The organism is Lysinibacillus sp. FSL L8-0312 (assembly GCF_038003285.1).
Taxonomy (GTDB): Bacteria; Bacillota; Bacilli; order Bacillales_A; family Planococcaceae; genus Lysinibacillus; species Lysinibacillus fusiformis_D.
In genome coordinates this window covers 2,840,910-2,861,121 of sequence record NZ_JBBOOV010000001.1, presented here as the reverse complement: position 1 = coordinate 2,861,121, position 20,212 = coordinate 2,840,910, and the positions used below count along the sequence as shown (strand labels likewise).

Here is a 20,212-nt window from a genome sequence, read left to right as displayed (position 1 = left end):
AAGCCCCATCTGCTCCAAGATTAGATAACCTCGCACATACGATGTTGCCCCTGCTCCAACAATAGAGAAATCCACTCAATAAATGCATCAGCACTACTCCAAATTTATCCCATTGCAAAATTATTTTGTTTCTCTATGGACTGTTACGCGTTTCAGGCGAGGGGAGTATTTTTTAAGCTCCAATCTTTCTGGGTGATTGCGTTTATTTTTAGTCGTTATATAGTTTTTATCACCTGTTTCAGTGCAGGCTAGTGTTATTTGAACACGCATGTATGACCCTCCTTTTAAATAGTAATCGTTACGATTTAAACGATATATTTCTCACCGAATATTGTCAAGTTTATTTTTGTAAGTAATAAAAAGCTTTGCATTTTCCAATATTGTATGATTTAATTACAAATTGTAAATAGTAATGATTACGATTTAAGGAGTTGTAATAATGACAAAGAGAATTCCCGTTACAGTATTGAGTGGTTATTTAGGTTCTGGTAAAACAACTATGATGAATCATGTATTGCAAAACAACAAGGATTTACGTGTCGCGGTTATTGTGAATGATATGAGTGAAATTAATATTGATGCGGAGCTGATTGCTAATGGCAGCGGTATATCGCGTACAGAGGAAAAATTTGTAGAGCTATCCAATGGCTGTATTTGTTGTACATTAAGAGAGGATTTATTGCAGGAGGTGGAACGTCTTGCGAAGCTTGGCAATATTGATTATATTTTGATTGAATCGACGGGGATTAGTGAGCCAATTCCAGTTGCACAAACATTTAGTTATTTAGATGAGGAGCTTGGCATCGATTTAACGAAGTTTTGCCAATTAGATACAATGGTTACTGTCGTGGATGCACATCGCTTTTGGCATGATTTTCAGTCGGGAGAAAGCTTATTAGAGCGTAAGGAAGCGGTTGGTGAATTAGATGAACGTGATGTTGCGGATCTGCTCATTGATCAAATTGAATTTTGTGACGTCCTGGTCTTAAATAAGTGTGATTTAGTATCGGCAGAGGAGCTTGAACGGTTAGAACGTATTTTGCGTGCATTGCAACCAGAAGCGAAACTTATTCGTACAACAAACGGTGTGATTGATCCAGCAGATATTTTAAATACAGGTCGCTTTGACTTTGAACGGGTTTCAGAGTCGGCTGGTTGGCTAAAGGAATTAGAGCTTGGTCATGAAAATCATACACCAGAGACAGAAGAGTATGGAATATCTTCATTCACCTATAAAAGCAAAAGACCCTTCCATCCGATGCGTTTTGTTGAGTGGTGTGATCAAATGCCAGAATCGATTGTACGAGCAAAGGGAATTGTTTGGAGTGCAAGACATCAGGATGTTGCACTATTATTATCTCAGGCTGGGTCATCTGCAAAAATTGAACCTGTTTCTTATTGGATAGCAGCCCTACCTAAAGCACAGCAGCAGGATGTATTTCAGCAAAGTCCTGAAGTATTGGAGGATTGGGATGAGGAATTTGGAGATCGAATGACACAGCTTGTTATTATTGGGATTGATTTAAATCGAGAAGATATAATCAAACAATTGGACAGCTGTTTATTAACGGATGAAGAGTTCCATAATCCTTGGGAGCGTCTACAGGACCCATTCAACTGGGAATGGCATTAAGAAGAAAAGAAGATTTCGGTTAAGACTCCGAAATCTTCTTTTGAAATACACGATTATAATTAGTAGCATCTCGTAATGCTTTTTCTTCTATAGGAATTCGTACAGAAAGCATTGTAATATTTAATAATGTAAAACAAAATGCTGTAAAGTAAGCCTGAAACATGAGAGGTAGTAAAAGGATTTCCAAACAAACTACCGCATAATTGGGATGACGCATATATTCATATGGCCCTTTACGGACAACTTGAGCATCAGGTAATATAAGAATTTTTGTATTCCAAAAGGAGCCCAAAGAGCGAATACACCAAATCCTTAAGGCTTGCACAGCTATAAATAATATAAAAAATAATGGGAATAAGGGCGAGATACCATTGTTATTAGTGACGATTTCTACAATTAAAAACAGAAAAAAACTAACATGCATTGTGACCATATAGGGATAATGAGAGGCACCTACTTCATAGGCCCCTTGTGAAAACATCCATTTCTCATTGCGTTTGGCAATGACAACCTCTGTCAGTCTTTGTAGAATGACAATAGTTAAAATAAGATAGAAGATCATGTTACTCCCTCCAGTTTAATAATACAGCTTCTGCACAAAAACCAGGGCCAAGAGCGACGAGTAAACCTGTATCCTCCACTTGTCCTTCATGTAGCATAAATTGCTCTAATACATATAACACAGTTGGTGATGACATATTGCCATGTTGGCGCAATATTTCCCGAGAAATGTCGGTTTTTTGGGGAGACAAATAAAGTGTATCTTCATAAGCTTTTAAAACCTTTTTTCCTCCAGGATGAGCGATGAAATGAGTAAGTTGCTCACTATACAGTCCTTGTTCCATTAAAAATTTTTCAATGAATGGTCCGAGCCAATTAGTAATAATGGCAGGAATACTTTTTTGAAAAATAACATGAAGTCCATTGTTTTTTACATTCCAACCCATCACATTTTCTGAATCTGGCATCCATTTAGAGCCTGTTGCCAAAATAGAAGGTGTTGTTTTTTTTGTATCGATGGTTAAATCGTCTCCGCAAACGAGAATACAAGCAGCACCATCTGCAAAAAGAGAAGCACCGATTAAATTACTTTTAGAAAAATCATTTGGCTGAAAAGTGAGGCTACATAACTCGACACAAACGACAAGCACCTTCGCATGTGGATGGGCTTTACAAAAATCAAAGGCTCTACTTACACCTGCTGCTCCGCCAGCACATCCTAACCCCCATAGTGGAATACGTTTCAGTCGATCTGAAAAGGGAAGTTTATTCATCACACGCGCATCAATGCTTGGTGTTGAAATGCCAGTACTACTGACAAAAATGATAGCATCAATCTCTTCGGGAGAAATGGGTGAAGATAAAAAAGCATCATTTTCTAAACATGCCTGGATGACGTTCACGCTGTATTGTGTAGCTAATTCAATATATAAATCATTGCGTTCCTCAAAGGAGTGATTCGTACGATGCCATTCTGATGGAACACAAAAATGGCGGGTGTCGATGCCACCATTTTCAAAAACCTTTAAGTAGCGCTCTAGTTTTGGGATTTTTGCATAGAAAAGCTCTTTCGTTAGTTCCTCTGCATTTGATTGCTGTAATGTGTAAGGTGGTTGATGTGTGCTAATAGAAATGATTTTAGGCAATTCAACATCTCCTCGCATTTAGTGGTCTTGTTCATTCTATGCGTCAAGGATTAGAATAAATGCTTATAAGATTATAATTGACAATTTCTGAAAATTTAGCTATATTGATAACAACTAAATGGAAAGAAGGTGATGTGACATGATGAATAGATCTATTTTTAGCGAACTGCAATTCGGTTTGTTCCATTTCACACGCCTAAAATATACAAAGTGACGCCGTGCTATAACTCGGGGTATTTGTGTATCTTTTAAACGTGCCTGTGAAACCTTGTAACTGCCGAATTGCAGCTACAAGGTTTTTTTCGTGGTTCAAAAAATGCTGAATGACGATAGAGTCTCTGGCGGATATTACAGACATTGCGCTGAGGCGTCAAGGATATGTACGTTTAGGAGGAAAATAAATTGAATTTAACAACAGTAGGTTTTACAACGTATTTTGAAGAGCAAATGATGGAAATGAAAAAACAGCCTAAATTGAAGAATTGTGTGCCAGCGAGGGTTACATTGGAGCATAAGCATTCTTACCGAGTGTTAGCTGAAGAGGGCGAATGGCTTGCGACAATTGCTGGTCATTATGCGTATACGTCTTTAGCTCGGGAGGACTATCCAGCAGTTGGTGATTGGGTGCTAGTAGAGAAAATGCCCGGTGAGGAACGAGCAATTATTCATCAGCTATTCCAACGAAAATCTGTCTTTTCACGCAAAGTTGCAGGTCTGGAAATTCAAGAACAAATTGTGGCATCGAATGTGGATATTGTGTTACTTGTTATGAGCTTGAACGCTGATTTTAATATTCGACGTTTGGAGCGATATTTAGTAGCTGCCTGGGATTCAGGGGCAAGGCCAGTGATTGTCCTGACGAAGGCAGATTTATGTGAGGATACTGCAAGCTTGGTACAAGAAGTTGAGTCTGTAGCATTTGGTGTAGATATTTTTGTGACGAGTGCTTTATCGGGCGAAGGCTTAATGGAAATTAAGACATTGTTCACGGAGGGAGTGACAGGGGCATTGCTAGGCTCTTCAGGGGCAGGGAAGTCGACCTTAACAAATGCTTTGTGTGGGGAGATGCTGATGAAGGTTGCTGGTATTCGTGAGGAAGATGCTAAGGGTCGTCATACAACTACTCATCGAGAGTTAGTCATATTACCAGATGGGGGCTGTTTAATCGATACACCAGGGATGCGTGAGCTTCAATTATGGGATCAAGGTGATAGTTTAGCTTCAAGCTTTCAAGATATTGAGGAACTAGCAACAGCTTGTCGTTATCGTGATTGTACTCATCAAAAAGAGCCTTATTGTGCTGTCCAGCAAGCTATTGTTGATGGAGAGTTGGATCAATATCGCCTCCAAAGCTACTTTAAGCTCCAAAGAGAATTAGCTTATATGGAACGCAAAACCAATGCACAGGCGAAACTTGAGGAGCAACGTAAATGGAAGCAGATTTCTAAAGGAATAAAAAAAGGTAAAAAATAAGCATTAGGAGCTTAGTTATGACCATTCAACATATTAATCATTTACTATTTTCTGTATCCAATTTAGAGGAATCCATCGCATTCTATGAAAATGTTTTCGATGCTAAATTGCTAGTAAAGGGGAAAAGCACAGCCTATTTTGATGTAAATGGGCTGTGGCTCGCCCTGAATGTAGAGAGGGATATACCACGGAATGAAATCCATCATTCCTATACCCACATCGCCTTTACTATTTGTGAGGATGACTATAATAAAATGTATGATAAATTGCTACAATTAAAGGTCAATATTTTAACAGGGCGTCAAAGAGATGAGAAGGACAAAAAATCGATTTACTTTACAGACCCAGATGGTCATAAATTTGAATTTCATACAGGAACTTTGCAAGATCGTTTGGCTTATTATCAGCAGGAAAAGCCTCACATGACGTTTTTTGATAATTAATCAGGGAGTGATTCTATGAATAAAGCTTTTATTTTTGATATGGATGGCACGTTATTTCAAACAAATCTTATATTAGAGCCTGCGCTCGACGCAACATTTGATGTGCTACGGACAAGTGGCTTGTGGCAAGGAGAAACACCGATAGAAAAATACAGAGAAATAATGGGCGTTCCTTTACCTGTTGTGTGGGAAACATTATGTCCTATGCATACAATAGAGATACGTGAAGAGAGCAATGTTTTATTCCATGTAAAGCTGATTGAGCAAATACGCAATCATCAGGGAGCTTTATATCCATATGCTGAACAAACTCTTGCAGCATTATCAGAGAATTATCCGTTATACATAGCGAGTAATGGACAGGTTGACTATTTACAGGCGATTGTTGAAACCTATCAATTAGAGCGTTTTATAAAGGGAATCTACAGCATTCAATCTATTGTAAGTGGGCATAAATCAGATCTAGTAAAACGAGTTGTAGAAGAAAATGAAATCCAGAACGGGGTAGTGGTGGGAGATCGTTCGTCGGATATTCAGGCTGCACATGACAATCAACTACAGTCGATAGGCGTTCGTTTTGGCTTTGCACAGGATAACGAATTGCAAAAGGCAGACATTATAATAGATGATTTAACAGCGTTATTAAACATCACATTCAATTAATTGCTTAAATTTTAATCTTTATCGAAAAATAGAGTTGATTTAACGACAATCATTGCATTTCATCACTAGAAAGCGTAAAATAGTGCCAATCCTATAGGAAAAGCATTGAAAAGGAAAAGTAAATTGGATCAGCATTTTGTAGAGAGCCTCTGTTGGTGGAAATGAGGTAAATGAACCCTTTTGAAAATGACCTTTGAGCTTCGTACCGAAAGCTTTTTAGCAAGTAGATTACGACGAGATGGGCACTCGTTACAACAGCGGCAGTATCTCTCATTTTGAATGGAGACGTACTGATGGAGACAAATAGTGTGAGCTATTTGTAAATATAGGTGGTAACACGGGTATACTCGTCCTAATCAGATTTGATTAGGACGATTTTTTTTTTACCATTTTTTTAGTGAGGGGAGCAAACTAGAATGACAATTGTTATTGGAGGCGCTTGGCCATATGCAAATGGTTCTTTGCATTTAGGGCATGTTGCCGCACTATTACCAGGTGATATTTTGGCTAGATATTACCGACAAAAAGGTGAGCAGGTTTTATATGTATCAGGCAGTGATTGTAATGGTACACCTATTTCTATTCGTGCAGCACAAGAAAATACAACAACAGAGGCCATTGCCAATCACTATCATGCTGAATTTACGCAGTGCTTTCGTGATTTAGGATTTACCTATGATTTATACACTAGAACAGATGCAGAACACCATCATGAATCCGTAAAGGGCCTATTTTTACAGCTACTAGCTAACAATCTTTTATACAAAAAGAAAATTGAACAGGCTTACTGTGAGACAGATCAACAATTTCTACCCGATCGATTTGTTGAGGGAATTTGCCCAAATTGTGGTGCAAAGGCAAGGGGAGATCAATGTGATAACTGCTCAGAAATCTTAGACCCACTGGATTTAATAGATAAACGTTGCAAAATATGTGGCAATGAGCCTGTTATTCGTGAGACAGAGCATTTTTATTTTACCTTTAGTCAATTTCAAGGTAGATTGGAGTCTTATGTGGCAGAAGCGAAGGCCCATAAACGTTGGCGAGATAATGCTTTAGGTTTAACGGAGCGTTACTTGGCAGAAGGGGTTCCTGACCGAGCAGTAACAAGAGATTTACCAAACGGCATAGATGTCCCAGTGCCAGGCTTTGAAGGGAAAAAAATATATGTATGGATTGAAGCAGTAGCTGGTTATCTATCAGCAAGTCTAGAGTGGGCAAAAGAGCATCAAATAGCGATTGAAGATTTATGGAATGAAGAGACCATTTCGTATTATGTCCATGGGAAGGATAATATTCCTTTCCATACGGTTATTTGGCCAGCTATTTTAATGGGAATCGGGGCGCAAGCATTACCAACACATATCGTATCGAACGAATATTTAACATTAGAAAAACGAAAATTATCAACTAGTCAAAATTGGGCTGTGTGGGTTCCGTATATTTTAAGTCGTTATGACGCAGACGCCATTCGCTACTTCTTAACGATGAATGCGCCAGAAAACCGTGATACTGATTTTTCATGGCGAGAATTTATTTACAGTCATAATAGTGAATTACTCGGTGCCTATGGTAATTTTGTCAATCGTACATTGAAGTTTATTGAGAAATCCTTTGCCAGCCAGGTGCCACAGGCTGAAGTAGATAGCAATATTCGTAAACAAACCATTCAACTGTTTAATGAAGCGGGCAGGCTGATTGAAGGAGGGCATTTTAAACAAGCGTTAGAAGCCATTTTTGAGTATATTCGAGGGGCTAATCGCTATTTTGACGTACAACAGCCATGGCAACAAGTAAAAGAAAATGTGGAGGCTAGTAATCGTACACTAGCAACCTGTGTCTATATTATTGCTAATTTAGGACAGCTACTGCATCCTTTCTTACCATTTTCAGCAGAGAAGGTAAGGAATATGTTAGGCATACAGGAAATGATGTGGCATGAACAAGTAGAATTGCCTCAAATGATTCAAGCAGTAGCTCCTTTGTTTGAACGTCTTGACATTGAACGAATTGAAGAAGAGTATCAAAAATTAGTGAGGGACAGTCGTTAGATTTGAAAAAGCAGTATGACTCATATGATCTAACCCCAAAAAGATAGATTGATGTCTAATTTTTACGGGGTAGTTCACATACGACATACTGCTTTTTTCAATTCAATTTAATTCATCACAGGTGTTAATTTTGCTACAACAATGCTATTGATAGCATTAATATAGGCTAAGGCACTGGCCTTTAGAATATCTGTATCAGCTGCTTTGGCAATATACTTTTCGCCATCATACTCAATCGTAATTTTCACCTTACCTAAAGCCTCTTTGCCTCGTGAAACACTATTGATATTGTATTCCACTAGTTTTATATCTATGTTTGTAATTTCTGCAATGGCTGAATATAAGGCATCGATTGGGCCAGAGCCTACTGCACTTGCTTTAAATACTTCGCCGCCTTTACGAACTTTCACACTTGCAGAAGGGAAGCTAGTATTGCTGACGACTTGTAGATCGTCGATATCAAAGAATTGGTCACTATAATGTGTGGCATTTTTATTATTGGCATCATGTTTTTCATAATAGCTTTCCACAATAACGTATAAGTCGTGATCATATACTTCCTTTTTCGCATCCGCTAGCTTTAAGAAGCCTTCAAAAATGCCTTCAAATTCATCTGTAGAAAGATTAGTAAACCCTAATTTTTCAAGGGCATTTTTTACTGCATGGCGACCAGAGCGAGCTGTTAGTACTAGCTCCATATCATCAAGACCTACGTCTTCAGGGTGAACAATTTCATAAGCATCACGAGATTTTAGCAAACCATCCTGATGAATACCAGAAGAATGCGCAAACGCATTATCTCCCGTAATAGCTTTATTGACCTGGACATCTAGACCCATAAAGCTAGAAACAAGGCGTGAAGTATTCATAATCTCTTTTGTATTGATACGTGTCTCAGCGTTGTAGACGGAGCTACGAGTTTTTAGCGCCATGACAACTTCCTCTAATGCAGCATTACCTGCACGTTCACCGATACCATTGATTGTACATTCCACTTTATCCGCCCCATTTTTAATGGCAGCAAGTGTATTAGCCGTTGCCATCCCTAGGTCATTGTGACAATGAACGCTTAGAAGAACGCTATCGTTTAAATTTTTCATACGGTCATTTAATTTAAAAATCATCTCTCCAAATTCTTCTGGTTCTGCAAAGCCAACCGTATCAGGAACATTAATCATAGTTGCGCCAGCTTTCATAACAGCTTCGATTGTTTTCCAAAGATATTCAAAATCTGAACGAGACGCATCCTCTGTGGAATATTGAACTTGCGGCAATAATGATTTAGCGTACTTCACAGCATCTACACCAATTTGTAGAATTTGATCCTTTGATTTGCTGAATTTTTTCTCCACATGAATGTCGGATGTTCCAAGTACCATGTGAATCATTGGATTTTCTGCATATTTTACAGCGTTATAGACGGCATTAATATCTGCCTTCACTGCACGTGCTAATGCTGTAATCATGATGTCGTTCGTGTTGCCGACCTTTTCAGCTACGGCCCTGACAGCATCAAAATCACCTTGTGATGAAGCGGGGAATCCAGCTTCGATAATATCGACCCCTAGTTTTTTCAGTTGCTGTGCAATCTCTACTTTTTCATATAGATTTAGCTTTGCACCAGGCACTTGCTCGCCATCACGTAAAGTTGTATCAAACACCCAAATTTTTCTTCCCATTCTCAAACACTCCTTTTGTCGTAATTAGTATCTAAAATCTACACGTAGGCCAAAGTCATTAAAAAAATAAAAAAACCCATCTCTATATAAAAATAGAGACGAGTTTATGCTCGCGGTACCACTCTAATTGACCTTCTCATTACAGAAAAAGTCCACTTATCGACAGCTATCACTGTCTATCCTGTTAACGGGGGAAACCGACATCCCTTACTACTATGTTCAGGGAGTAGCTCATGGACGAGTTCAAAATGTGTGTCTACCGATTTACACCAACCATCGGCTCTCTACAAGTACACAATCACTTTTACTATTTCCAATCTTGGCCTGCAATGTGTTGTTGAAAGCAATAATACTTGGATATTAACTTCCTGTCAATAATATTCTAAAAATTTTTTTAATTCTGTCTTAAACGATGTGTATCTTATTAATCATTTGATATTTAGTGAAATGTATAGGAAACCACTAAAAATAGTAATTTCTGTGAGATAATAATGGAGTAATTGAACACCATGAAAGGAAGGAAACACCATGAAATTTGTCTTTGATTTAGATGGGACTATTTGTTTTAAAGGGAAACCGTTAAGTGAAAGAATCATCAATGCTTTAGAAGCATGTAGACGGCATGGACATGAAGTGATGTTTGCCTCTGCAAGACCAATACGTGATCTATTACCGGTATTACCAGAATCAATGAGAGTATATCCAATGGTAGGTGGTAACGGGGCATTTGTTGCTCGTGATGGAGAAACAATTGAGGTGACAGCTTTTGCTTCAAAAATAGTGGAGGGTATTCGGCAGATTATTACCGCTTTTCAATTACCATATCTAGTAGATAGTCATTGGGATTATGCTTATACAGGAAGTGAGGATCATCCAATTTATCGAAATCTAGATCCTTTAAAAGCGGCAAAAAAAGTAGCATTGCAGGATATTCATGACATTGTAAAGGTAGTGTTATTTCCAGGGGAACAGCGAGAAGCTGTATTGTCTGAACTACAAAAGCTTCCGGTGAGTCTGTATGAGCATGCTTCAGAAAATATTGTGGATATAAGTCCTAATGGTATTGATAAATGGAACGGCTTATCTAAATTGGGTGTTGCTGCAGGAGAGTTTATTGCATTTGGAAATGATGCAAATGATGCTTCTATGTTTTTGAAGGCGAAGGAAAGTATCTGTGTAGGAGAGCACCAGGTACGTGAAATGGCTACATTACAAGTTCCTAGCGAGGAAGCTGCCGTCATTGAAATGCTTCTTATGCTAAGTGTAAAGTACAGTACATAGAAATATATAACTAAAAAACTGCTCATTTTCTAGAGGCAATAAGGTGCTGCACCCCAAAAGTTAGAGTAAAAAACTTTTGGGGTGTTTTTTTATGGCAAAATATAGCGATGAATTTAAGTTAAAGGTTGTGAAAGAGTATTTAACAGGAAAAATAGGTCTTAAACGATTAGCTAAAAAATATTCCATTCCATCTAATACAGCAATTAGAACATGGGTAGCTGCCTACAAAGCATATGGGAATAATGGTATTAAACGAAAAAGAAGTAAGGAAGTCTATTCTGTTCAATTTAAAGTAGATGTATTACACTTTATGAAACAAACAGGTGCTTCCTATCAAGAGACAGCGATTCAATTTAAGATGAACAATCCACGTTTAATCGCTAAATGGAACCAAAAATTTCTGGAAGAAGGGATAGAGGGCCTGCAAGAAAAAGCAAAGGGGCGCCCATCTATGTCGAAAAAATCAAAACCAACTAAACAAGAAAAAGAAATGTCACGTGAGGAGCAGTTAGAACGTGAAAATGAACTGCTTCGTCTAGAGGTGGCATACTTAAAAAAGTTGAAGGCTTTTCGAGAGAACCCGGAAGCATTCCTCGGAAAGCACAAGCAGTCATTGCCTTTGAACTCAAAGAAGAAGGATTCCGATTAAAAGACATTTTAATGCGTGTAGATATTCCAGAAGCTACGTATCATTATCACATCAAGCAACTGCATCAGGAAGATCCAGATAAGGGATGGCAAACGTTGATTTTAGAGACGTTTAAGAAACATGAAGGACGATATGGCTATCGTCGTATACATACGGAGTTAAAAGCGCAAGGCTACATCATTAATCACAAAAAAGTACAGCGCATTATGCAGGAATTAGATTTGAAATGTGAGAAATTCGTCCGCAAGTCGCGCTATAAATCGTATAAAGGTACGGTTGGAAAAGTGGCGAAAAATCGTTTAAATCGCCGTTTCTATACGCATTACGCCGTACAAAAAGTGGTGACAGACGTAACTGAATTCAAATGTACAGATGATGAAAAACTATATCTGAGCCCAATTATGGACTTATATAACGGAGAGGTTATTGGGTTCAGTATGTCTAAACGGCCTACAATGGATTTTGTGCTGGACTCATTGAAACAAGCCCTTCCAGTCATTCGAGAACGTGCAGAATATCGAACAACAATCCATTCAGATCAAGGCTGGCACTATCAACATAATAAATGGGTGAAAACATTAAAGCAGAACAAGATTTTCCAAAGCATGTCTCGCAAAGCAACGTGTGCAGACAATGCAGCAATGGAAAACTTCTTTGGCTTACTCAAACAAGAAATGTATCACGGGGAAGAATTAGTCTCATATGACGTGTTAAAAAAGAAAATTGAAAAATATATCCACTACTATAACAACGAACGTATTAAACAAAAATTGGCCGGCATGAGTCCGGTAAAATACCGAACTCATGCCAGCCAATTAGCTGCATAAATAAAAACTCTAACTTTAAGGGGTCACTACCTAAACCTTCAGAAAATGAGCAGTTTTTATTTAATCTAATTTAAAACGAGAAACTTGCGTGTGAAGCTCTTCTGCCATATTTGAAAGGGTAGCTGCTGAAGCTGCCACTTCTTCAATAGTAGCCAATTGTTCTTCTGAGGCAGAAGCGACATTTTGTAAATTAGATGAGGACATTTGTGCAATCGTTGCTATTTCATCAAAGGAAGCATAAATTTGCTCTGCACTAGATGACATCTCCTCCGACACGGTTGTAGCTTCTTGGATTTGCATGGAAACTTGTTCAATAAGCTCGACAATTTTAGAGAAGCCTTCTTCTGCTACTTTTACAACTTTCATACCAATTTGAACCTCTTGCGTACCGGTATCCATCACGGTCACAGCACGATTTGTATCTTGCTGAATTTCAGAAATTAAAGTAGCAATTTGCTCCGCGGATTTTTTCGATTGCTCTGCTAACTTTTTCACTTCATCAGCAACAACGGCAAAACCACGCCCATGATCGCCTGCACGAGCCGCTTCAATTGCAGCATTAAGTGCTAATAAATTTGTTTGTTCAGCAATATCCGTAATAATCCCAATAATATTGCCAATTTCAATAGAATGTTCATCTAAATTTTTCACAACACTTGCCGACTCTAAGACGGCTGTATTAATTGTTGTCATCTGAGAAATGACACGATGTAATGAATCATTGCCTTTCTTAGCTTCTGAATTCGTTTCGATTGCCAGTTCAGAAACCGCAGCCGTCGTAGAAGCTAATTGCTGTATGCCCTTTGTCATATTTTTCATCGCTTCAGAGCTTTCTGAGGCATTTTTTCCTTGGGCTTCAGAGCCACTAGCAACCTCTTGAATAGAAGAAGTGATTTGTTCTGTAGCCTGTATAGTTTGGTCTGCACTTGCTGTTAACTCAGCAGCAGAGCCACTAACTTGCACTGTGTTTTGACGGACATTTGTAATTAAATCCTTTAAATTTGCAGCCATTTGATTAAAGGCAAGGGCTAAGTCACCCACCTCATCACGGTTTTTAATACGAATTTGTTCGGCTGTTAAGTCGCCTTCCGCTATTTTTTTAGCAGCTTTAGCCATGCCATTAATAGGGCGGGCCATTAGGCTTCCTACAACCATTGCAATTATCAGACTTATGACAACAGCAAAGACCCCAAGTAGAAGCATTTGGAGTTTAATATCTTGAATTTGTTTTGATGTAGCAGCCATTTTTTTATCAATATAGTCACTTTGATAATTTGAAAGGTTTTCAACGCGTTCATCAAACTGTTTAATGATTAGGCGTCCTTGAGTACTATCAAGTTTTTCATACTTTTCAGTTTCTCCTTCAGCCTTTAACGCAAACATACGGTCAGCGAATTGTTGGACACTTTGCTCACTTTTGTTAATAGCCTCTAAGAATTTTATTGATTCATCAGAATCTAAAGTAGCCATCAACTCTTCAGATTTTTGCTTAAATTCCTCGCGAGAGTCCTGATTGCTTTGATAATTTTGCTTGTCTCCAAGCAGTAAATAGCCACGCATACTAACAATTTCTTGTTTTGCAATAACTCGTAATTCCTGAATACTGATTGATTTAGTTGTTTGTTCCTCCAGTAATGTACGATAGGTCTTATTTACAGAATCTAGCTGTTTTATATTTAAACCAATTGTCGTAACAAGCACTAAAATCACTATAAAAAAACCGAGTAATAATTTCTTGTAGATAGTAAATCGCATAGTTGAAATGTCCTTTCTCAGTAATTAGTAGAAATGTTACAAAATAATGAAATATGTATATATATCATTTATATCAGATTATACGGATTTTACAAAGTATTATGAGTATTTTTACTGTAATTAATAGTTTGAAGATAATATCAATTTATATGTGATGTGATAAAAAAAGGAGATTTTATAGATAAAATATTAATAATAATAGAGATGGTTAATGATATCTATTGAATATTAAGCCAATTTTCATAAATTTTGAAACTTTATTTATAGTAGTTACGTAGAAGGAGTAATGGAAATGAATAGGGGTGAAGGAAATGTATAGACCAATTTTAAAATTACCCAAAACAAAATCAGAGAAAATATGGAATTATATTGGCGGAGGTATATTTGTTGTATCCATCATCTATATTATATTTGCATGGTTCGAATTACCTAATGAAATTCCTGCGCACTTTAATGGTGTAGGCGAGGTAGATCGATGGGGCTCAAAGGTAGAGTTATTTATTCTTCCATTCATTGGTTTATTTTTATGGATTGTCATGGGACTACTAGAAAGGGCCCCACATATGCATAACTATCCAGCACGCTTGAATGAAAACAATGTAGAAGCATTCTATTTAAATAGCAGAAAAATACTAAATGAAGTGAAAAACCTCTGTCTTATTTTCTTCGCATTTATATCATTCCAAATGGTTCGTATTGGTCTTGGTGAAACAAATTCGTTAGGTTGGTGGGTCTTACCTGTCATCCTATTAGGAACTGCTATTCCGATTATTAAAGGGATAATTGCGACTGCCAAAATAAAATAATAGGTAATAACGTAAACGCTTGAAATTTTTCAGGCGTTTATTTTTTATACCCAAGTTTTCAATAATTCAGTATACTAACAAAACTAAGATGAAAATGTATCAGTACATTATTAGCTGCCAAAAAGGAGATAAAGGTACAGTAAAATGGTGTTAAAGCTAGGCAAAAGGAATTTAAACTGAAGGCTGAATTAGCAGTTGTTATAATCAATAAACCTCGTGATTTGTTAGTTAGAAGTTCTGGTAAAGCACCATTTAATCGAATTATTTCATTTGTGTTCTCTAGTGATGAGATGGTAAATTATTTACAAAAAGTGTTAAAGAGGACTACGCTAGGAGTGAAGGTAGTAAACTACATGATAAAAGTGAGGCAAAATATGAAAAATGTATATATGGAGCAAGTCGAAGAAAAATGGCGTGATGCTTTTAGTGAGCTTGTTGCTGCCGTAGAAACGAATGTACCAGATGGATTTGAACAAACAATGCAATATGGAATGGTCAGTTATGTGGTACCATTAACATCCTATCCTGAGGGTTACCATGTGACACCGAATACGCCATTACCTTTTATTAGCCTAGCTGTACAGAAGCGTCATATTGCACTCTACCACATGGGTATTTATGCAGATCCAGCATTGCTTTCTTGGTTCCAAGAGGAGTATGCAAAGCGAGTGCCCACAAAATTAAATATGGGGAAAAGCTGTATTCGATTTACAAATGCCAAAAATATTCCATTTGATTTAATCAGTGAGCTTGTGTCAAAAATAACCCCTGCGCAATGGATTTCACATTATGAAGGAGTGAAAAAATAGATGAAAAGCGCGACTCCATTTTTAATGTTTCAAGGGCAGGCCAATGAGGCGATTGAACAATATAAGAAGTGGTTTCCAGATTTAGAAGTTGTTAGCTTAGCGTATATGGATAATTCACAACAGGTAGCAATGGCAGTCCTCCATTTAAAGGGATTAAAATTGCTGGTGAATGATAGTGCCATTCAACACGAGTTTACGTTTACTCCATCAACATCAGTCTTTATAGAGTGTGATTCGGAGGAGGAAATAAACTGTTTTGTTGCCCAAATGCTAGAAGGCGGCCAAGCATTAATGCCACTTAATCATTATGGTTTTTCTAAACAGTTTGCATGGATTCAAGATCGTTTTGGCATGTCCTGGCAATTATCGTATGATTGATGAATTAGGAATATAAATAATGAAAAGAAAACAAAAAATAGTAGTAAAAGGGGAATTGAGGATGGCGGTAACTTTAGTGAAGCATGATATTAAATATGCTGAGGCGATGCATGAGTTATCTTCTATGCCGCAGGTGCGAGATGCCCTCGGGTTACCTGCTGGTAAGGTAGAAGATACCATTAATTTTATCAAACGTGAATGTGTGGACGAGGAAGAGGGGAAGACGGTTCCTCGTGTAGTTTTGAATGAGGAAGGGCAACTGATTGGTGTAACATCCCTAATGTTTATAGATCATGATAAAAAGAGCTGTCATATTGGCTCTTGGCTAGGTCACCAATTTTGGGGGAAAGACTATAATCTTGAAGCCAAAACAGCTATCTTAGACATTGCATTTTTCGAGCTAGGACTAGCACGGGTTTTTGCTGGGGCTCGGAAGGTAAATATCCGATCACAAAAAGCACAAGAAAAACTGCCTTTTATTCGATTAGGTGTGGAAAGTAAATATCCAGAGGAGCATTCATGGTTGGAGGTGAAGGAAAAACAACCGTGTGTGTTAAATGTCTTTGAACGTGAAGATTTTGTCCGTTATCGAATATCCCTACAGAAGGTAGATGGCAATCGTGAAGATTTTTTACCACAATTAATGCTAGCTGATGAAAGTGAAATGGTAGTTCGAGAATACTTAGATAAAGGCACTTTATTTGAAATTAAGTGTGGGGAGCTGCTGGTGGGGGTGGCGTTAGTCATTGCGCAATCTGATACAACGATCGAGTTGAAGAATATTGCTATTGTGCCAAAGTACCAGGGGAAGGGAATGGGCAAAGAGGTATTACGACAACTCACTGAAATATGCCAGAAGGAAGGCTATCAAACAGTGCTTGTTGGAACAGCCAACTCAAGTATTGATAATATTGCCTTTTATCAAAAAGCAGGCTTTCGCATGGAGGCTATTGAAAAAGATTTCTTCCGCCATTATCCAGAGCCTATTTATGAAAACGGCATTCGCGCATTAGATATGATTTTCTTTTCAAAGGCATTATAAGTATCTTCATAAAGAAATACCCGTTCAACAAAGGTTGAGCGGGTATTTTTATTTCCCAAGCAGAAGAGCCATTAACTTTTCTTTGGAATGTAAGAAATCGTCTAATGTATAGCGATCTAATACGTTCAAATAGGCTTGTAAAGCTTCATACAGAACACCTTTCAGCTGACATTCTGGGGCTATTTTACATAGATTATTTTCTTTATCGAAACATTCTACAAGATGAAAATCTTCTTCTGTATGACGAACAATTTCACCGATAGTAATGGTTTTTGGATCGATGGCTAAGCGAATGCCACCACCACGTCCACGAATCGTTTCGATATACCCTAATAATCCAAGCTGATGTGTCACCTTCATTAAATGGTTTTTCGATATATTATAAGCATCTGAAATCTCTTGAATAGTTGATAATTGACCATCTTCCTTCGCACCTAGATAAATAAGAGTACGCAGAGAGTAGTCTGTGTATAAAGTTAAGCGCATCAGAACACCCTACTTTCTATAATTCAAAATAATTATAGCATTTTTACATTGAAGTATAATATTTTCAAACCATTTTTAAAGATGTATTTAAAATACATTAATTATGTCCATTTTGTTAAAGATGTATTTAAAATATTGCTTTAAGAAAATGAAAGGGTTATATTGTAATCACGAAAGGATGGTAAGCGATATGTTAAAACAAGAAACAATTCAAATTATTAAAGCAACAGTACCTGTATTAGAAGTTCACGGTGTTGAGATCACGAAGACGTTTTACAAAAATATGTTTCAAGCTCATCCAGAATTATTAAATATTTTTAATCACACGAACCAAGAACAAGGTCGTCAGCAAACAGCATTAGCTAACACTGTTTATGCTGCTGCAGTTCATATTGAAAATTTAGAAGCAATTTTACCAGCAGTAATGCTTATAGCACATAAACACCGTAGTTTAGGTATTTTACCTGAACATTACCCAATCGTTGGGGAAAACTTATTAAAAGCTATTAAGGAAGTACTTGGTGACGCAGCAACCGATGACATTATTAATGCATGGGCTGAGGCATATGGCGTTATAGCAGATATTTTCATTCAAGTAGAAGAAGAGTTATACCAGAAAACTGAGAATAACGGTGGATGGCGTTTATTTAAACCATTAAAAGTGGCGAAGAAAGTTGTTGAAAGTGACTTAGTTACATCCGTTTACTTTGTGAATGAAGATGGCTCACCACTGCCAGCTTATGAACCAGGTCAATATATTAGCATCCGTGTGAAAGTGCCAGGCGAAGAGTATTTGATGAACCGTCAATACACACTTTCACAAGCGAATGCAGAAGACGGCTATCGTATTTCTGTAAAACGAGAAAGCGATCATACGCCAAATGGTAAAGTTTCAAACTATATTCATGATGACTTACAAGTAGGAGATTTAGTTGATGTAAGTGCTCCAGCTGGGTTATTTGTTTTAGAAGAAACGGCTGCACCAATTACATTTGTAAGTGGTGGTATCGGTGTAACACCTTTAAACAGTATGTTGCAATCTTTACATGATGATGCAGTGAATGAAGTAAACTTTATCCAATGTGCTCGTAATGAGAAAGTTGTAGCGTTCAGCGATGACATTCAGGAGAAAGTAAAGGTACTACCGAATGCATCCTATACAGCTTTATTCTCTGAAGAAGATAAGCTTATTACAAAAGAGTTATTAGCAGAAAAAGTTGCTAATAATGCAGATGTTTATGTATGTGGGCCTGTAGGCTTTATGGAAGCTGTTATTAAAAACTTACAGGAAATTGGCGTGAAAGATGAAAAAATTCACTATGAATTCTTCGGACCAGCCATGCAATTAGCTAAATAATATAATGTGTAGGTCCCTGTTATGAGTTACAACTCGTAACAGGGATTTTTTGCGGACAATCCTGAGAGATGGATTAAATCTGAAACGAGATGAGTGAAGCGGTATGACGGAAAGAGCGAAACTATGAAAAAAAGTAGGGACTTTCCCGTTGACAATATACCTTATGGGGTATATTATAAATCACGTAAGCAAGTTCAATCAATCGTTATGGAGGGGGGCGCAAACAGCATGGCTTATGGTTCTAACACAGCAAATCGTGTGAAACGTATGGAAGGCCAATTACGGGGTATTTTACGTATGATGGAAGACGGTCAAAACTGTAAGGATGTGATAACGCAGCTATCTGCCGTACGTTCCGCGGTTGATAAGACGATAGGTGTTATTGTTAGTGAAAATTTATTGGAATGTGTATCAACAGCTAAAGGTGATACAGAAAAAATGAATTTCGCTATTCAAGAGGCAATGGATTTAGTTGTGAAAAGTCGATAGTTTTGATATACCCCAAAATGTATAAAGAAGGAGAGTGATCACATGGAAACATGGATTGTTATTGCGCTTATCGCAGCGTTTTTCATTTGGCGAATGAAGCCTACTAAAGGTGTTCATTCAATTTCTGCTGCACAATTAAAAAATATGCTTAATGATAAAGATAAGGTATTTATTGATGTGCGTACACCAGCTGAGTATAAGGGACGTAACATTCCGCAATTTAAAAATGTTCCGCTTGGATCAAGCTTTGACAAACTACCAAAGGACAAAGAAATTATTGTCATTTGTCAAAGTGGAATGCGAAGTAGCCAGGCTTGTAAGAAACTAAAAAAACAAGGCTTTAAGCATGTTACCAATGTTCGTGGCGGAATGAGTGCATACTAGGAGGAGGAAAAATGAAGGAAATTACAGCAAAAGAAGTTCAACAAGCTATGGAGCAGGGAAGCAAGTTGAATCTTATTGATGTACGAGAGGTAGATGAGGTAGAGACTGGTCATATTCCAGGTGTTATTCATATCCCGCTCGGATTATTAGAGTTTCGACTACATGAATTAAATAAGAATGAGCCGTATATTATGGTTTGTCGATCAGGTGGACGTAGTGGTCGTGCTACTCAAATACTAGAAAGTAATGGCTTTATTGTATCCAACATGGCTGGTGGTATGCTTGCTTGGGAGGGTGCAGTAAAAATATAGAGCATAGCTATATTTTTTTAGTAAAAATAATACCCATGTAGGTATATGGA

22 protein-coding genes and 2 other annotated features are annotated in these 20,212 nt (G+C 37.6%); of the genes, 16 read left to right on the top strand and 6 right to left on the bottom strand.

Going from position 1 to position 20,212, the window contains the following annotated elements; translation table 11 throughout:
* Nucleotides 1–120: 120 nt before the first annotated feature.
* Nucleotides 121–270 (bottom strand): 50S ribosomal protein L33, encoded by a 150-nt coding sequence (gene rpmG, locus MHI22_RS14385; protein ID WP_036128616.1) that lies wholly within the window; start codon nucleotides 268–270, stop codon nucleotides 121–123.
* A 169-nt stretch (nucleotides 271–439) separates the two neighbouring features.
* Here rpmG and MHI22_RS14380 point away from each other — a divergent pair, with 169 nt between their 5' ends.
* On the top strand, nucleotides 440–1,633 hold the full coding sequence (locus MHI22_RS14380; RefSeq protein ID WP_058843896.1) for a GTP-binding protein: 1,194 nt from the start codon (nucleotides 440–442) through the stop codon (nucleotides 1,631–1,633).
* Nucleotides 1,634–1,652: 19 nt separating this feature from the next.
* On the opposite strand, the gene MHI22_RS14375 is transcribed toward MHI22_RS14380, so the two are convergent.
* Nucleotides 1,653–2,195 carry an isoprenylcysteine carboxyl methyltransferase family protein gene (locus tag MHI22_RS14375; protein ID WP_058843897.1) on the bottom strand — a complete coding sequence of 181 codons (543 nt, stop codon included), beginning with the start codon at nucleotides 2,193–2,195 and terminating at the stop codon, nucleotides 1,653–1,655.
* Nucleotide 2,196: 1 nt separating this feature from the next.
* Complete coding sequence (locus MHI22_RS14370) at nucleotides 2,197–3,279, bottom strand: type III polyketide synthase (protein WP_036128609.1); 1,083 nt, start codon at nucleotides 3,277–3,279, stop codon at nucleotides 2,197–2,199.
* Between the two features lie 402 nt (nucleotides 3,280–3,681).
* Between MHI22_RS14370 and rsgA the strand changes: the two genes are divergently transcribed.
* From rsgA to metG, 4 genes are all read left to right on the top strand, one after another.
* Nucleotides 3,682–4,752, top strand: coding sequence for a ribosome small subunit-dependent GTPase A (gene rsgA, locus MHI22_RS14365; RefSeq protein ID WP_058843898.1), 1,071 nt, complete (start codon nucleotides 3,682–3,684; stop codon nucleotides 4,750–4,752).
* Nucleotides 4,753–4,769: 17 nt separating this feature from the next.
* Nucleotides 4,770–5,195 (top strand): FosM family fosfomycin resistance protein, encoded by a 426-nt coding sequence (gene fosM, locus MHI22_RS14360; protein ID WP_330493689.1) that lies wholly within the window; start codon nucleotides 4,770–4,772, stop codon nucleotides 5,193–5,195.
* Between the two features lie 15 nt (nucleotides 5,196–5,210).
* Nucleotides 5,211–5,858, top strand: a complete 648-nt coding sequence (locus MHI22_RS14355; protein WP_058843900.1) for an NIF family HAD-type phosphatase — start codon at nucleotides 5,211–5,213, stop codon at nucleotides 5,856–5,858.
* Nucleotides 5,859–5,954: 96 nt separating this feature from the next.
* Nucleotides 5,955–6,216 (top strand) — a binding site (T-box leader).
* A 58-nt stretch (nucleotides 6,217–6,274) separates the two neighbouring features.
* Nucleotides 6,275–7,909 carry a methionine--tRNA ligase gene (gene metG / locus MHI22_RS14350; protein WP_058843901.1) on the top strand — a complete coding sequence of 545 codons (1,635 nt, stop codon included), beginning with the start codon at nucleotides 6,275–6,277 and terminating at the stop codon, nucleotides 7,907–7,909.
* Between the two features lie 107 nt (nucleotides 7,910–8,016).
* Here the strand turns inward: metG and MHI22_RS14345 are convergent, their stop codons facing one another.
* Nucleotides 8,017–9,588: a 2-isopropylmalate synthase gene (locus MHI22_RS14345; RefSeq protein ID WP_058843902.1), complete on the bottom strand. Its 1,572-nt coding sequence runs from the start codon at nucleotides 9,586–9,588 to the stop codon at nucleotides 8,017–8,019.
* Between the two features lie 91 nt (nucleotides 9,589–9,679).
* Nucleotides 9,680–9,918: a binding site (T-box leader), on the bottom strand.
* 198 nt (nucleotides 9,919–10,116) lie between these two features.
* Here MHI22_RS14345 and MHI22_RS14340 point away from each other — a divergent pair.
* The 3 genes from MHI22_RS14340 to MHI22_RS14330 all read left to right on the top strand — a co-directional run bounded on the left by MHI22_RS14340 (nucleotide 10,117) and on the right by MHI22_RS14330 (nucleotide 12,345).
* Entirely contained in the window at nucleotides 10,117–10,869 is a 753-nt protein-coding gene (locus MHI22_RS14340) for an HAD-IIB family hydrolase (protein WP_340812290.1), read from the top strand.
* A gap of 91 nt (nucleotides 10,870–10,960) precedes the next feature.
* Complete coding sequence (locus tag MHI22_RS14335) at nucleotides 10,961–11,518, top strand: helix-turn-helix domain-containing protein (protein ID WP_141903571.1); 558 nt, start codon at nucleotides 10,961–10,963, stop codon at nucleotides 11,516–11,518.
* Nucleotides 11,416–12,345: an IS3 family transposase gene (locus MHI22_RS14330; RefSeq protein ID WP_340812689.1), complete on the top strand. Its 930-nt coding sequence runs from the start codon at nucleotides 11,416–11,418 to the stop codon at nucleotides 12,343–12,345. Before MHI22_RS14335 ends, MHI22_RS14330 begins: the two co-directional genes overlap by 103 nt.
* Nucleotides 12,346–12,405: 60 nt before the next feature.
* Here MHI22_RS14330 and MHI22_RS14325 read toward each other — a convergent pair whose 3' ends face one another.
* A complete protein-coding gene (locus MHI22_RS14325) occupies nucleotides 12,406–14,100 on the bottom strand; it encodes a methyl-accepting chemotaxis protein (protein ID WP_340812288.1) in 1,695 nt (564 codons plus the stop codon).
* Between the two features lie 311 nt (nucleotides 14,101–14,411).
* On the opposite strand from MHI22_RS14325, the gene MHI22_RS14320 reads away from it, so the two are divergent.
* The 4 genes from MHI22_RS14320 (at nucleotide 14,412) to MHI22_RS14305 (ending at nucleotide 17,135) form a co-directional block, all read left to right on the top strand.
* Entirely contained in the window at nucleotides 14,412–14,906 is a 495-nt protein-coding gene (locus MHI22_RS14320) for a DUF1648 domain-containing protein (RefSeq protein ID WP_036128585.1), read from the top strand.
* Between the two features lie 374 nt (nucleotides 14,907–15,280).
* Nucleotides 15,281–15,715, top strand: coding sequence for a DUF1801 domain-containing protein (locus MHI22_RS14315; RefSeq protein ID WP_340812286.1), 435 nt, complete (start codon nucleotides 15,281–15,283; stop codon nucleotides 15,713–15,715).
* On the top strand, nucleotides 15,716–16,093 hold the full coding sequence (locus MHI22_RS14310) for a VOC family protein (RefSeq protein ID WP_340812284.1): 378 nt from the start codon (nucleotides 15,716–15,718) through the stop codon (nucleotides 16,091–16,093).
* A 61-nt stretch (nucleotides 16,094–16,154) separates the two neighbouring features.
* A complete protein-coding gene (locus MHI22_RS14305) occupies nucleotides 16,155–17,135 on the top strand; it encodes a GNAT family N-acetyltransferase (RefSeq protein ID WP_058843905.1) in 981 nt (326 codons plus the stop codon).
* A 48-nt stretch (nucleotides 17,136–17,183) separates the two neighbouring features.
* Here the strand turns inward: MHI22_RS14305 and MHI22_RS14300 are convergent, their stop codons facing one another.
* Nucleotides 17,184–17,621, bottom strand: coding sequence for an Rrf2 family transcriptional regulator (locus MHI22_RS14300; protein ID WP_036128579.1), 438 nt, complete (start codon nucleotides 17,619–17,621; stop codon nucleotides 17,184–17,186).
* Between the two features lie 190 nt (nucleotides 17,622–17,811).
* Between MHI22_RS14300 and hmpA the strand changes: the two genes are divergently transcribed.
* The 4 genes from hmpA to MHI22_RS14280 all read left to right on the top strand — a co-directional run bounded on the left by hmpA (nucleotide 17,812) and on the right by MHI22_RS14280 (nucleotide 20,162).
* On the top strand, nucleotides 17,812–18,978 hold the full coding sequence (gene hmpA / locus MHI22_RS14295; protein ID WP_036128577.1) for an NO-inducible flavohemoprotein: 1,167 nt from the start codon (nucleotides 17,812–17,814) through the stop codon (nucleotides 18,976–18,978).
* Between the two features lie 228 nt (nucleotides 18,979–19,206).
* On the top strand, nucleotides 19,207–19,467 hold the full coding sequence (locus MHI22_RS14290) for a metal-sensitive transcriptional regulator (protein ID WP_101966893.1): 261 nt from the start codon (nucleotides 19,207–19,209) through the stop codon (nucleotides 19,465–19,467).
* Nucleotides 19,468–19,509: 42 nt separating this feature from the next.
* On the top strand, nucleotides 19,510–19,851 hold the full coding sequence (locus MHI22_RS14285; protein WP_058843907.1) for a rhodanese-like domain-containing protein: 342 nt from the start codon (nucleotides 19,510–19,512) through the stop codon (nucleotides 19,849–19,851).
* An 11-nt stretch (nucleotides 19,852–19,862) separates the two neighbouring features.
* A complete protein-coding gene (locus tag MHI22_RS14280; RefSeq protein WP_036128571.1) occupies nucleotides 19,863–20,162 on the top strand; it encodes a rhodanese-like domain-containing protein in 300 nt (99 codons plus the stop codon).
* Nucleotides 20,163–20,212 lie beyond the last annotated feature (50 nt).